The sequence below is a fragment of the Auritidibacter sp. NML130574 genome (assembly GCF_003185725.2).
GTDB classification, from domain to species: Bacteria; Actinomycetota; Actinomycetes; order Actinomycetales; family Micrococcaceae; genus Auritidibacter; species Auritidibacter ignavus.
The window spans coordinates 111,181-125,370 of the sequence record NZ_CP031746.1; the positions used below are offsets into that span (position 1 = coordinate 111,181).

Consider the following 14,190-nt stretch of genomic DNA (forward strand, 5'->3'; position numbering starts at 1 on the left):
GCCATGACTGAACAGCTAAAAACGAGTGCACTGTACGAGACGCACCAGCAAACCGGTGCCAAGTTCACCGATTTCGCCGGTTGGGACATGCCACTGCGTTATGACTCCGAGCGTGTGGAGCATCAAGCGGTGCGCACTCATGCCGGTATCTTTGATCTGTCGCATATGGGTAACCTGCTGATCTCCGGTCCCAGCGCTGTGGAGTTGCTCAATAGCTCGCTAGCTGGAAACTTCGCCCCGATGGCTATCGGCCGGGCCAAATACACCCTGGCTCTGACCGAATCCGGTGGCATTGTGGACGACATGATCGTCTACCGGCTGGGCGAGGACCGTTTCATGGTGGTCCCCAACGCCGCGAACGTGGACCCGGTCCGCGACCAGATCGCTGGCGTCAACCAGGGGCTAGCGCAGCCAGCTGAACTCGTCGATACCACCGAGCACACCGCAATCATTGCTGTGCAGGGCCCGGCCGCAGAACAGATCGTCGCCAGCGTGCTCACCGACTTGATCGATGAACACGCCGCCAGCGTCGTAACCGAGCTGGGATATTATCGTTGCGCTCGCTGGGAGATTGACAACCTGGGCGAACTGGTGGTGGCCCGAACCGGCTACACCGGGGAAGATGGCTTTGAACTGTTCTTGGATGCCACCCAGGCGGTGAGCCTGTGGGAGAAACTTCGGGCAGCTGATGAGCAACTACTACCCTGTGGGCTGGCGTGTCGCGACTCGTTGCGCCTGGAAGCCGGGATGCCACTCTACGGTCACGAGCTGACCGAGCACACTACTCCGGCGGAAGCCGGGTCGCTGGGCGTGGTCTCGGCCAAAAAGACCGAAGACTTCCCGGGGCGTGCCGCGGTAGATGCCGACCGGGAGAACGAGGCGACCCCGGTCCGAGTGCTGATTGGCTTGCAAGGAACCGGTCGACGCGCTGCCCGCGAAGGGGCGCACCTGCTGGACGAGCAGGGACAGCCCATCGGAGAAGTGAGCTCCGGTCAGCTGTCGACTACCCTGGGATATCCGATCGCACTGGCCTATATCCAGGCACCGGCCCCGGAACCAGGTACAGTGCTCACTGTGGACATTCGCGGTAAACAGCACGAGTTCACCGTGGTGCCCCTGCCCTTCTACCAGCGTAACCGGTGACCCGGTATATCGTCTCAGTAGCTTCCAGAAACAGCTTCCATCAACCCACCACAAAGTAAAGGACACCTGCGATGCCCGCAATCCTGTCAACCCTGAAATATTCCGCCGAACACGAGTGGATCGATGAGTCCAGCCCGGTGAAAGTCGGTGTCACCGAGTTCGCGACCGAACAGCTCGGCGACATTGTGTTCGTGGACCTGCCACAGGTTGGTGATGAGGTCACCGCCGGTGAGGTCTGCGGTGAGCTCGAGTCCACCAAATCGGTGTCTGATCTGTACTCTCCAGTGAGCGGGACCGTGGCTGCCATCAATGAGGAGGTCGTGGACGACCCCGAGTTGGTGAATCAGGACCCCTACGGTAAGGGTTGGCTGTTCAGCGTGGAGGTCACCGAAAATGGTCCTCTGTTGGATGCTCAGGCCTACGCCGAGGAATTCGACGTCGAGGTGACGGAGGGCTAACGCCCAAAAATCTGTCGAATCGCCTCATCGATGGTCTCGGCGCGGAACCGGTAGCCAGAAGCTAACGCCTTCTCGGCACTCAACCGCGCCGAGGCCATTGCTAATTCACGGTTGCCTTGTCGCCCCAACACCAGCGCCGGCGCCCACCCGGGGGTGGGTAGGCGTGTGGGCCGGGTGATCACCTCGCCGAGGACCTCGGCGAATTCGCGTTGCTGGACAGGCGCCGGGGCGACTGCATTGAGGGGGCCAGTGATGCTATCGTGCGTCACCGCCCAAACATACAGCTGGATCAGATCATCGAGCCCGATCCAGGGCATCCACATGGTTCCCGGACCCAACGGGCCTCCCGCGCCGGCAAAATACAGGGGCAATTGCGTGGCCAGTAAACCGCCACGAGCTGAGAGTACGAGGCCGGTGCGCATCGCCACGGTGCGGATCCCCAGATCTTCGGCCTCACGGGCAATGCCTTCAACCTGACGGCACACAGCCGCTAAGAAATCGTCACCGCTGGGATGATCTTCGGTAATCGGCTCAGCCACCAGAGACAGCGGGGAGGCGTCGTGACCATAGAACCCCGAGGCCGAAGCCGTAATAAAACTGGCTGGAGCACGAGTGGTACGTTTCATGGCCGCGACCAGCGTGGAGTTGGTCTGCACCCGGGAGGCAAAGATCGCGTTGCGATGCTTTTCGGTCATCACGCCCACGATCGATGCACCGGCGAGATTAATGACCGCATCCGCGTCCTCGAGCACCTCCGAGTCCAGCTGATGCCGAGCAGGATCCCAACTGAACCGGTCCTCATCGAGCCGACGCGATTCACCACGACGGCGCTGTAACCGAATGACCCGGTGACCAGCGGCGGTTAGCAGGGCCACCAACTGGGTACCCACCAGACCCGAGGCGCCGGCGATCACGATAGTCAACGGCGTGCTCAACGCGAGATCGGTGTGGAAATTCAGGTCGCCGGCCACGACCCGGGAGCGGTGGCGGAAAACGCGTTCCAGTTGCTCTTCAAATTCCTCGCGCAGTCGCAGCACCTCCCGGAGATCACCGGGAAACTCGTAGGTGATTTCATCGCAGACCAGAGTCTCCTCGGTGCCACTGGGCACAAACCGGTGGATGTGTTCCCAGGATGCTAAGGGTCCGGACACCATCTCGTCCGTGAAGGATACTCCCGGCTCTAACGTGGTGTGTTCCGCCACCCAGCTGGTACCCACCGGCGTGAGATGCTGCAGCCCCGGCACCATTGAGACCACCGCATCGACCCACGGTGCCCCGTGCACCAGGTGAGTTCGCGAGCCAGGTTGCAGGCCGTTGGTGGGAGGCTCTACCACCGTGGTCAACCACTGTGGAGTCAACCGAGTCAGAGCCCCCGGGCTGGAATACCAGTCCCAAACCCGTTTGGGCGCATGATTCAGCAGTGAACTGTGAAAAAATTTCAATGGTGCCGTCACGAGAAACCCCTTTTCATCTAGTTCACACCCTACCTGCGGACCCCTTCGGTGAGTAGCCATTGCCAGCGGCTCCATATCAGGCCCCAATACCCCGTGCCGAGGTCGGTCATCGTCGGTCACCGACCGTGACGCCGTAACCCCAGAGGAATAGACTGAGAACCAACCTGTGTTCTGATCGAATACTTGGTGCTGTTCCTGCATCATCTCGTGAAAGGCGACCATCGTGAACAACAACACCTCTGGACCGTCACAACAGCCAGTCACCGAAGCCGCCGACCCCTTCGGGTTTGTGGGGCTGACCTACGATGATGTGTTGCTGTTACCGAATGCCACTGAAGTCATTCCCGCTGACGCCGATGTCGCCACCCGGCTCACCAAACGGATCAACATCAACGTCCCGATCATCTCAGCGGCCATGGACACCGTCACCGAGTCCCGTCTGGCGATCGCCATGGCCCGCATGGGTGGTATGGGAGTGATTCACCGCAATCTGTCCATCGCAGACCAAGCCTCGGAAGTCGATAAGGTCAAGCGCAATGAGTCCGGAATGATTACCGACCCGGTCACGATTTCTCCGCAAGCCACTCTGAGCCAGTGGGACGAACTCTGTGGCCGCTACCGGGTTTCCGGCTTGCCGGTTGTAGAAGAAGACAACACGTTAGTCGGGATCATCACCAACCGTGACACTCGGTTTGTGCCCCGAGGACAGTTCGACACCATCACGGTGGCCGAGGCCATGACGAAGATGCCACTGGTGACCGCCCACGTCGGCATTACTCGTGAAGAAACCATCCGGTTGTTGTCTGAAAACCGGATCGAAAAGCTCCCGCTGGTCGATGATCGCAACCACCTCCAGGGGCTGATCACGGTCAAGGACTTCGACAAGGCCGAGGAATACCCGCTGGCCTCCAAAGACCACGAAGGGCGCCTGCTGGTCGGGGCTGCGGTCGGGTTTTTCGGCGACGGCTGGGACCGTGCTATGACCTTGGTAGACGCCGGAGTCGACGCACTCGTGGTCGATACCGCCAACGGTCACACCCACGGCGTGCTGGACATGGTTTCCCGACTGAAGAAGGAACCTGCCGCGGGGCATATTGATGTTATCGGCGGACAGGCCGCCACCTACGCCGGCGCGAAAGCTCTGGTTGATGCCGGAGCCGATGCGGTCAAGGTCGGGGTGGGCCCCGGCTCTATTTGCACCACCCGTGTGGTGGCCGGTGTCGGCGTGCCCCAGGTGACTGCCATCTACGAATCCGCCAAAGCGACCATCCCTGCCGGCGTGCCGTTGATCGCCGATGGCGGTCTGCAATACTCCGGTGACATCGGCAAGGCGCTGGTCGCCGGCGCCGATTCGGTGATGCTGGGGTCGTTGTTGGCTGGCACCGCAGAATCTCCTGGCGACCTGGTGTTTTACCAGGGCAAACAGTTTAAGGCCTACCGCGGCATGGGATCGCTGGGTGCGATGCAAACCCGTGATGGTCACCGTTCCTACTCCAAGGACCGCTACTTCCAGGCCGATGTGCCCAGCGAAGAGAAGCTGATCCCCGAAGGCATTGAGGGACAGGTGCCCTACCGCGGTCCGGTCAGTGCCGTGTTGCACCAGTTGGTGGGCGGTCTGCGCCAAACCATGTTCTACACTGGCGCCGCCGACATTCCTGCCTTGAAGCGCGACGGCCGCTTCGTGCGGATCACCCCTGCTGGGCTCAAAGAGTCCCACCCCCACGACATTATGATGACCGTGGAAGCCCCCAACTACCACAACCGCTAAATCTGGAGCCAACTAGTGAGTCACGAGATTGAGATCGGTCTCGGCAAACGAGGCCGAGCATCCTACCCGCTGGACGCGGTCAATATTGTTCCGGCCCGCCGGACCCGCGACCCCGAAGATGTGTCGCTGGACTGGCAGATCGATGCCTTCAAGTTCTCCATGCCAGTCATCGGAGCCCCGATGGACTCGGTTATGTCTCCGGCCACTGCGATCGAGCTGGGCAAGCTCGGAGGCATGGGCGTGCTCAACCTCGAAGGCCTCTGGACCCGCTATGAAAACCCGGAACCGATTCTGGAAGAGATCGCCCACCTGCAAGTTGCAGCGTTCTCCCCAGAGAACACCGCACGCCTCCAGCAGCTCTACGCGGCCCCGATCCAGCCCGACCTGATCACCGCCCGGCTGGCCGAGATTCGCGACGCCGGAGTCGTGGTCGCCGGGGCGCTCACGCCTCAGCGCACCCAAGAGTTCTACCGCACCGTGCTGGACGCCGGGGTGGACATGTTCGTCATTCGTGGTACCACCGTTTCGGCACAGCATGTCTCCGAAACCTCCGAGCCCCTGGATCTGAAACAGTTCATTTACGAGCTGGACGTTCCGGTGATTGTCGGTGGTGCCGCCGGGTACACACCCGCTCTTCACCTGATGCGCACCGGTGCTGCCGGGGTGCTGGTCGGATTCGGTGGTGGCGCGTCCTCCACCACCCGTCGTGCCTTAGGCATCCGGGTGCCGATGGCCACCGCCATTGCCGATATTGCTGAGGCCCGTCGCGACTACATGGATGAATCTGGTGGACGCTACGTGCACGTGATCGCCGATGGCGGTCTCGGAAACTCGGGAGACATCGTGAAATCTCTGGGTATGGGCGCTGACGCGGTGATGCTCGGCGCCGCCCTGGCCCGAGCCGAAGAAGCTCCTGGAGCGGGATGGCACTGGGGCCTGGAAGCCGCCCATCCGGTCTTCCCCCGTGGCGATCGCACCCATGTGGGCACCGTCGCCCCGTTGCGTGAAGTATTATTGGGACCTACCGATCACACCAACGGCACCGCCAACCTGATGGGCGCACTCCGGCGTGCCATGGCTTCGACCGGATATACCGAACTGAAAGAATTCCAGAAAGTCGAAGTTCAGATCGCCCAGGTCTAACCCCTTCCCATCTGCTGTAGCTACCCCCGATAAAGCGAGGTCTGATGCTCCGTACCGCGCTGAAGCCTCGGTGGCTGGGTTTCCTAGCGGTCGCGATCCTGGTTTCGGCGGTGTTCATGGCCCTGTCGGTCTGGCAAGCCCGCCAAGCAGTCTCCAACCCTGCCCCGCCACCGGAACAAACCGAAAACCCGGTGGAGATGACCGAATTCTTCGAACCATTTACCGCTATGGTTTCCACTCAGGCTGACCAGATGGTGTACTTCACCGGCACTGTTGAGCCCGAGCACACCGTCCAAGTTGCTCACCGCGTGCACGACGGCCAGACCGGATATTGGATCGTCTCGCGTGCCACGGTGACCGGCACCGATCGTAACGTGAGTATTCCGGTGGTGTGGGGCTGGCGCGAAGAACCGCTGGATTTTGAGGCCACCGAGCAGAACCCCACGGACCTCAGCGTTGCAGAACGCCTGTTTACTGAGGCTAGTGGCATCGAACCGAGCCAGACCGTGACCATGACCGGAAGACTCCTTCCTGCCGATGGGCCGGATACCGGCTCTGATCTGTCCACCACCCCGGTAACCGTCTCGACCCTGGCTACCGCCGAGCTGACCAATATCTGGGATGAGCCGCTCTATGCCGGCTATGTTGTCGTCGAAGAATTCGAGGACACCGAAGGGACGGTGCACACCGTTCAGGCCCCCGGCTCGTCCAGCACATCCGATGGCCTGGAAGCTGTCCGTGTCTCCGCCCCGGAGCAGGAAACCGACGTGGTGTGGCTCAACGTCTTCTACGCGATCGAGTGGGTGATTTTTGCGGCTTTCGCGCTGTATCTGTGGTGGCGATTCGTGCGCGATGACTACCTGAAAGACCAACGCGAGGCAGAACTCGACCGGCTGTGGGAACAGCATTGGCGACGCAAAGAACTCGAAAAACGACGCGAACAAGCCCGCGCCGAAAAGGCCGCGGCGGTGGTAGCCTATCGAAATTACTATGGGCATGACCCTGAACCACCCGCCGACCAGTGAGCTCGACCCAACGAAGGCACCGTGACAGATCGTGACTGATAGACAACCTCCCATCGACCCCAACACCCTGCCCGACCCCGACCAGATCACCGAAGAGGATCTGCCGGCTGCGCCACCCCGCCCTGAGTCGGTGGGCAAACGCCGTTTTGGCGGCACCCACAAACAGATTCGTGGAGCCCTGACCTTTTACCGGATCTGCGCTTATCTGACCGGTATTTTGCTCCTGGCGCTGGTAGTCGAAATGATCCTGAAATACGGTTTCGACCTCGAGCTTTTCGCCGGTGGCACCACCTTCGATGGTGCGGATAACACGCTGGGACTACACCCCCCGGACTCCGTGCTGGGCGGAGTAAACCTGTCGTTGCTAGTACTCATCGTCCACGGATGGATGTACGTGGTGTATTTGGTGGGTTGTTTCCGACTGTGGGCGCTGATGCGCTGGTCCGGCTGGACGCTGTTGGCGATGGCCGGCGGTGGCGTGGTGCCATTTTTGAGTTTCTACACCGAGCATAAAATAGCTCAACGGACCCACCAAGAACTTGCCGAACACCCCGAAGGAGTGCGCCGGTACTAACGATCGGAGACACCATCATGCTCCAGGAGTTGATGGCCACCCAGGCCAACTCCGCCGACTCTGCTTTTGGCCTGATCGGCGATTGGGCCGTGGCGGTTATGAACGCCTTAGGCCCCACCGGTGTCGGGCTGTTGGTGCTGATCGAAAACCTCTTCCCGCCGATTCCCTCCGAAGTGATCCTGCCCCTGGCCGGATTTAGCGCCGCCTCCGACCAGGCGCAGTTCACCTGGGCCTCCGCGGTGCTGTTCGCGACCGTTGGATCAGTCCTGGGCGCATACTGTCTCTACGGGCTGGGTGCCTGGCTGGGGCACCAGCGCACCGTGAATCTGTTGACGAAATTGCCGCTCGTGGAGCGCAGGGAGATCGACGCCACCATAAACTGGTTCAACAAACACGGTTATTGGACCGTGTTCCTCGGTCGTATGGTGCCGATCTTCCGCTCACTGATCTCGCTACCGGCGGGAGTTGAGCGCATGAACTGGTGGAAGTTTGGGCTCTTGACCCTGACCGGATCAGCGATCTGGAACACCATCTTTGTCTACGGTGGATTTCTGCTCGGGGAGAACTGGTACCTGCTGGAACAGGCCGCCGGTTGGTTCCAATACCTGGTGATCGGGTTGCTCCTGCTGGCATTGATCGCCTACGTGGTCTACAAGATCCGGTCCCGAAAAACGGCGCAGCGCCCCGGTGCGGCTCAGTTAGACTGAGAACGTGACTGATCCATCCCGCGCAGATAACCCAGACATTGCCGCTGATTTCCCCACCGTGTTGGTGGTGGACTTTGGAGCTCAATACGCCCAGTTGATTGCCCGGCGTGTCCGTGAGGCTCATGTCTACTCCGAAGTGGTCGCGCACTCCACCCCGGTCCAAGACATTGTGGCGCGCAAACCCGCCGCGCTTATCCTCTCGGGCGGACCATCCTCGGCCTACGAAGACGGCGCTCCCGGAATTGACCCGGACCTGCTGGAAGCCGGCATCCCGGTGCTAGGCCTCTGCTATGGATTCCAGGCCATTACCCAGGCGTTGGGTGGTACGGTGGCGCGGACCGAACGGCGCGAATACGGCTCCACACCGCTGACCAGCCTAGCGACAGACTCGGTACTGCTGGCGGGTCAGCCCGCCGACCAGACGGTGTGGATGTCGCACTCCGACGCGGTGTCGCAAGCCCCCGAAGGGTTTACCGTCATTGCCTCGACTCCGCATGCCAGTGTGGCCGCTTTCGAGAACACCGAAAAGAAGATTTTCGGCGTCCAGTGGCATCCCGAGGTGAAACATACTCCCTTCGGTCAGGACACCATCACGAACTTTCTCTACCACGGTGCCGGATTGCGTCCGGAATGGACCACCAGCAGTGTTATTGACGAGCAGGTGCAACTGATCAAGGATCAGGTCGGTGACGCTCGAGCCATCTGTGGCCTTTCCGGCGGGGTGGACTCCGCGGTGGCCGCCGCGCTAGTGCAACGCGCCATTGGTGACCGGCTCACCTGCGTCTATGTCAACCACGGACTGATGCGCCACGACGAATCAGTCGAAATCGAACGTGCTTTTGGAGCCGCTTCCGGGGGAGCCCGTCTGGTGATGTTGGACGCCGAAGAAGACTTCCTGCAGGCGTTATCCGGTGTGAGTGACCCCGAAGCCAAGCGCAAGATCATCGGCGAAAAATTCATCCGCACCTTCGAACGGGCACAAGCCGAGATTGTGGCAGAAACCGCTGATCAGGATCTGCCCCCAGTGAAGTTCCTGGTCCAGGGAACCGTGTACCCCGACATCGTCGAATCCGGTGGGGGAGACGGGACCGCTGTGATCAAGTCCCACCACAACGTGGGCGGGTTGCCGGACGATATTGAATTTGAACTCGTCGAGCCACTGCGAGCCCTGTTCAAAGACGAGGTCCGCGCCGTGGGAACTGAACTGGGCCTGCCTGATGAGATTGTCTGGCGTCAGCCCTTCCCTGGCCCCGGCCTGGGTATCCGTATTATCGGCGAAGTCACCAAAGAACGTCTCGACACCCTGCGGGCCGCCGACGCAATTGTGCGTGCCGAGCTGACCGCAGCCGGGTTGGATCGGGAGATCTGGCAGTGCCCGGTCGTGCTGTTGGCTGATGTTCGCTCCGTGGGTGTGCAGGGTGATGCCAGAACTTATGGTCACCCGATCGTACTACGCCCGGTGGTTTCCGATGATGCGATGACCGCTGACTGGGCGAAGGTGCCCTACGACGTGCTCTCCAAGATCTCCAATCGCATTACCAATGAGGTCGATGAGATCAACCGGGTTGTGTTGGATGTGACATCCAAGCCCCCGGGAACCATCGAATGGGAGTAATAAAGCGATCCCCGTGAGAAAATCTGGGACCATCTCGGTGGTTCACCGCCCGATCTCGCCCAATGTGCGGTTGGATAGTTTCAGCGAGGACTATCGATCAGGAAGGACGAGGCTGCTGTGAACGAAACGGATCCCACTCGTCGTGATGACGACACAGAGCTCGGTGGCGCCGAAAACCAGGAACTGGACAGCACCGATCTCGACTTCATTGCCGATGATTCCGCACCGAGCACAGCCGGTTTCGACGATCCCGAGATCAGCTTCGGCCAATGGCTACACCAGATCACGACCGGGCAAGAGTCTGACACCATGTTGCGGTTTGCCCCGACCACGGCAAACTCCCTGGAAATCACCCACTCCCACCCCTCGGGGCTGACACAGTTTCTGACCAAACGTCGCACCCGCCTCTCCACGCTGATGCGGGATCAACCCGGACAAAACTCGGCTCGAGCTACCGCCACCGCCATGATCTCCAAGATCGACGAACTCGCTGAAGATCGTGGGATCAACGTCGGCTTCGTCGCCGCCGGCATTGCGACCTGGCGGATCAGCGATGGCGGGGCATCTCACCAGATGTCAGCGCCTGTGTTACTGGCTCCTGTGCGCTTGAGCCAGCGCAATGGACGCGAAGACTTTGACGTCCAGCTCACCGGACAAGCTATCCTCAACCCGGCCCTGGCCCGGTACTTCCACTCGGTCTACGGTGTAGAACTTGACCCAGAGCAGTTCCGTCGTGCCGCCTACGCCACCAATAAGCTCGAGCCTCTGCCCGCACTGGAGCTGATGCGCGAGTATAGCTCTGAGGTTCGAGGTCTGGTGGTCGAACACCGTATTCTGCTCTCGACTTTCGCTGATCTCACCGACGAATCGGTTTCGGCGATCACCGGATTTGATCACCCCGTGCTCCGCGACCTCTACCGTGCGCAAGCCGGCACCGAATTCGCGACCGAACTCGTCGAACCCGAAGAATCGAGTCTGGAGGCGGTGGACCTCACCCCGTTGGACCAGCGCGACCCCGCCGATGAGCCACTCGTCTTCGACCTCGACCCCTCACAACAAACCGCCGTGGACCTGATCCGCTCCGGACATTCCGTGGTGGTAACCGCTCCTCCGGGAACCGGCGAAACACAGACCGCGCTGGCCGCTGCAGCAGCCTTGGCCGCTGATGGTCGCCGGGTGTTGATGGTGGCTGAACGCACCACGACACTCAACGAGCTCTACCGTCGTGCCGACGCGGTGGGACTAGCCAGCATGCTCTTCCACGTCAGTGCAACCCATACTTCCGCTCAGTTGCGTGAAGAAATGATCCAGGCGTTACTACGTGTCGAAGCTGCCAAAGAGCCGGCCACCCAGCGGGTGAACCAAACCCTGGTGCAACGTCGTGATCAGCTGGTTGCTCATGCCGAGAGCCTCCACCGGGTGCGCGAGCGGTGGAATTGCTCGCCTTACCAGGCCATGCGCGCCCTGGCTGAGCTCACCGCCTTGGACCCGCCACCATGCACTTCGGTGCGCTTGAAACGTTCGGTGCTGGATTCCACCGTCGCACGGGACGATATTGCTGAAAAGCTCACCTCGGCGGCCAGACTGGGTGCCTTCTCACGGGCCGCCACCGAATCCCCGTGGTATGGTGCGCGGTTACGCAACGTGCAAGAAGCCGAAGCTGCCTACCAGCTGGCCGAAGACATTAACGACCACCTCCCGCGAGTTCGAAAGCTGATGGTCCAGGCCACTGAGGATGCCCACCTGCGGACCGGGACGAACATCAATGAGTGGAACGACCAAGTTTCCCTGCTGCAAAGTGTGCGCGGCTCCCTGGACCACTTCACCCCCGATATTTTCGATCGGCCGGTGACCGATCTGATTGCTGCCACAGGGTCAGGATCCTGGCGACGCGATCACGAGATCGAGATGTCGGCGATGACGCGGTCGAAACTTCGTCGTGTGGCTAAAGAGTACGTGCGGCCCGGCGTGTCGGTGCCCGATTTACACGACGCTCTGGAGAAAGTCCAAGAACAACTCACCGCGTGGAATCAGTACTCCACCTCCAAACGCCATCCTAAAATCCCCACCGGACTAGACACCCTCGAACGGGAGCTGTCGGTGCTGACCGACAATATTTCCCAGCTCCAAGAGCGGTTGGCCACACCAGCGGTGCGAGCCGAAGAGCTGGCGCGTCTGTCGATCAACGATCTCTCCGATGTCGTCCAACGTCTGGTCGACGACGCTGAAACGTTGCAGACACTGCCCGAACGGACCCTGGTCGTCGATCAGCTGACTGAACACGGGCTCGGTGAGCTACTTCGCGACTTCTCCGAACGGGAAGTCACCGCAGACAACGTGGTCGCTGAACTCGAGATGGCCTGGTGGCAGTCCGTGCTGGAAGCGATGCTGTCCTCCGACGAGACCCTGACTGTGATGGACGGCGACGAGCTGAACACACTAGAAGCCGAGTACCGTCTTGCCGATGGGACGCATCTGGACTTGGGCGCCTCCTCGTTGAACTGGGCGCTGGCCCAGCGCTGGAACGAGGTCTGCGACACTCACGAGACTGCCGCTTCGACGCTACGGACCATGCTCAAAGAGGGCGAGACCACACTCGAGAACCTCGCTGACATTGATCCCGAGCTCCTGCAGCCCTTGATCCCGGTATGGATGTCCTCGCCGATGGCTCTGGCGCAAGCCCCGCAGAAACTGCACTTCGATGCCGTGTTGATCCTGGATGCTGGTTCCTTGGCTTTGCCCACGGGTCTGGGCGCGATGGCCCGGGCTCAACAGGTGGTTGCCTTCGGAGACCCGGTCTCCGAACGGCCCCAGCCGTTCCACGTCTGCGTGGAACCCACCACCGGTAGCGAACCAGCCGTGACCGAATCGGTATGCGTGGCCCTGCGCCGAGTGTTGCCGACCACCGCACTGTCGACCATGCACCGTGGTGTCTCCCAGGCGCTGGTCCGATTACTCGGGACCCAACTCTATGACGGACAACTGGACAAAATGGCCACCGCCGCGGAAATCACCGGGGCCTATACCTCCCGAGGGGCCGAGGTCGAATACCTCACCGCGCCCGGTACCCCGGGCTACGGCGACGATGGAGTGGAGTCCACCACTGCTGAAGTCAATCGTGTGGTCGATTTGGTCTTTGAACAGTTCCAGACGTTCCCCCATCGCTCGGTGGCGGTGTTGACCACCACACCGTTGCACGCCCGCAGGGTGGCCGAAGCAATACGCGTCAACCTCGCTGATCACCGCTGGGCCACCAGCTTCTTCAATGCCGAGACTGCCCCCCACGGCGAACCCTTCGTGGTCGCACCACTGGAGCGGGCGGGGTCAATGGTGCGCGACACCGTGATCTTCTCCCTGGGTTATGGACGCACCTCCCACGGCACCGTGGTACACCACTTTGGGCCACTGTCCGAACAACACGGCGTGGAGTACTACGCGAGACTGGCAACCCGTGCCCGCGAGTCGTTTCGGGTGCTCAGCTGCATTCACCCCCAAGAGGTCGACCCCGCTCGTTTATCCGCTGGGGCCGGCTACTTCTGGGAGATGATAGAACTCATTTCTGCCCCACGGACAGACACCGAGGCTGTGGCTGGCGGCGTCACGAAATCGACCACCGACCCCCTGGTGCAACCGATCGCTGAGGAACTCCTCGCCCGGGGCGCCCGGGTGATCACCGATGGTGCTTTACATGCGGAGTTGCTGATCTGGAACCCGGATCCAGAAATCTACCGGCCTACTCCCGGTGGGGAGGACTACACGGTCCCCCTGGCGGTCACCACCGACGGTAGTAGCCACTATCAGCACCTTTCGGTACGTGAGCGATCGCGACTTCGCCCGCTGGCTGCTCAGCGAGCGGGCTGGCGGCCAGTATCGGTGTGGAGTATCGATTCTTTTGCCGAACCGCAAAAAACTGTGGACCGACTGGGTGATCTTATCGGTCTGCAACCGGGCACGATGGATCAGCAGACACAACGCACCCGGCGCAGTAGTCGCTCCCACCGCAAAGAGCCCGACACCAACGATGTGACGGAACAGTGACCCGTGATGACTCCGCACGAGCCATCTCAGCACCGCCCGCAACCGCGTCGGCGTGGACACCGTCGAGTGGATGTGGGGCCGACAGGTCAACCTGACCCCGACGGTGATCAGCACCTCACGGCGGAGGTAACACGCCGCGCAGATCAGGCGCACCCGGTGTCCACTCCGCGCGTTAAAAAATCCACCGGCCACGCTCAGTTGTCTGAACGCGACCGGTGGATGCTGGAGCAACGTCCCCCACACTGGGGATGAGGGGTTAGCTCAC

At 61.1% G+C, this 14,190-nt stretch carries 10 protein-coding genes; 9 read left to right on the forward strand and 1 reads right to left on the reverse strand.

Features of this window, described 5'->3' with window-relative positions; all coding sequences use genetic code 11:
* The first annotated feature begins 3 nt into the window (after window positions 1-3).
* Both gcvT and gcvH read left to right on the forward strand, forming a co-directional pair.
* On the forward strand, window positions 4-1,143 hold the full coding sequence (gcvT, locus tag DCC27_RS00610; protein ID WP_110100615.1) for a glycine cleavage system aminomethyltransferase GcvT: 1,140 nt from the start codon (window positions 4-6) through the stop codon (window positions 1,141-1,143).
* A gap of 71 nt (window positions 1,144-1,214) precedes the next feature.
* Complete coding sequence (gene gcvH / locus DCC27_RS00615; protein WP_110097878.1) at window positions 1,215-1,601, forward strand: glycine cleavage system protein GcvH; 387 nt, start codon at window positions 1,215-1,217, stop codon at window positions 1,599-1,601.
* Here gcvH and DCC27_RS00620 read toward each other — a convergent pair.
* Window positions 1,598-3,055, reverse strand: coding sequence for a TIGR01777 family oxidoreductase (locus tag DCC27_RS00620; RefSeq protein ID WP_158524708.1), 1,458 nt, complete (start codon window positions 3,053-3,055; stop codon window positions 1,598-1,600). The two genes, gcvH and DCC27_RS00620, sit on opposite strands and share 4 nt — an antisense overlap.
* A gap of 223 nt (window positions 3,056-3,278) precedes the next feature.
* Between DCC27_RS00620 and guaB the strand changes: the two genes are divergently transcribed.
* From guaB to DCC27_RS00655, 7 genes are all read left to right on the forward strand, one after another.
* Window positions 3,279-4,823: an IMP dehydrogenase gene (gene guaB / locus DCC27_RS00625; protein ID WP_110110276.1), complete on the forward strand. Its 1,545-nt coding sequence runs from the start codon at window positions 3,279-3,281 to the stop codon at window positions 4,821-4,823.
* A 15-nt stretch (window positions 4,824-4,838) separates the two neighbouring features.
* On the forward strand, window positions 4,839-5,966 hold the full coding sequence (locus tag DCC27_RS00630; protein ID WP_110100612.1) for a GuaB3 family IMP dehydrogenase-related protein: 1,128 nt from the start codon (window positions 4,839-4,841) through the stop codon (window positions 5,964-5,966).
* 44 nt (window positions 5,967-6,010) lie between these two features.
* Complete coding sequence (locus tag DCC27_RS00635; protein WP_110100611.1) at window positions 6,011-6,991, forward strand: SURF1 family protein; 981 nt, start codon at window positions 6,011-6,013, stop codon at window positions 6,989-6,991.
* 31 nt (window positions 6,992-7,022) lie between these two features.
* Window positions 7,023-7,565 carry a DUF3817 domain-containing protein gene (locus DCC27_RS00640; protein WP_183145610.1) on the forward strand — a complete coding sequence of 181 codons (543 nt, stop codon included), beginning with the start codon at window positions 7,023-7,025 and terminating at the stop codon, window positions 7,563-7,565.
* Between the two features lie 17 nt (window positions 7,566-7,582).
* Window positions 7,583-8,272, forward strand: coding sequence for a DedA family protein (locus tag DCC27_RS00645; protein WP_110100610.1), 690 nt, complete (start codon window positions 7,583-7,585; stop codon window positions 8,270-8,272).
* Window positions 8,273-8,276: 4 nt separating this feature from the next.
* Window positions 8,277-9,887, forward strand: a complete 1,611-nt coding sequence (gene guaA, locus DCC27_RS00650; RefSeq protein ID WP_110100609.1) for a glutamine-hydrolyzing GMP synthase — start codon at window positions 8,277-8,279, stop codon at window positions 9,885-9,887.
* A gap of 117 nt (window positions 9,888-10,004) precedes the next feature.
* Window positions 10,005-13,925, forward strand: a complete 3,921-nt coding sequence (locus tag DCC27_RS00655; RefSeq protein ID WP_110110277.1) for a DUF4011 domain-containing protein — start codon at window positions 10,005-10,007, stop codon at window positions 13,923-13,925.
* Window positions 13,926-14,190: the final 265 nt, after the last annotated feature.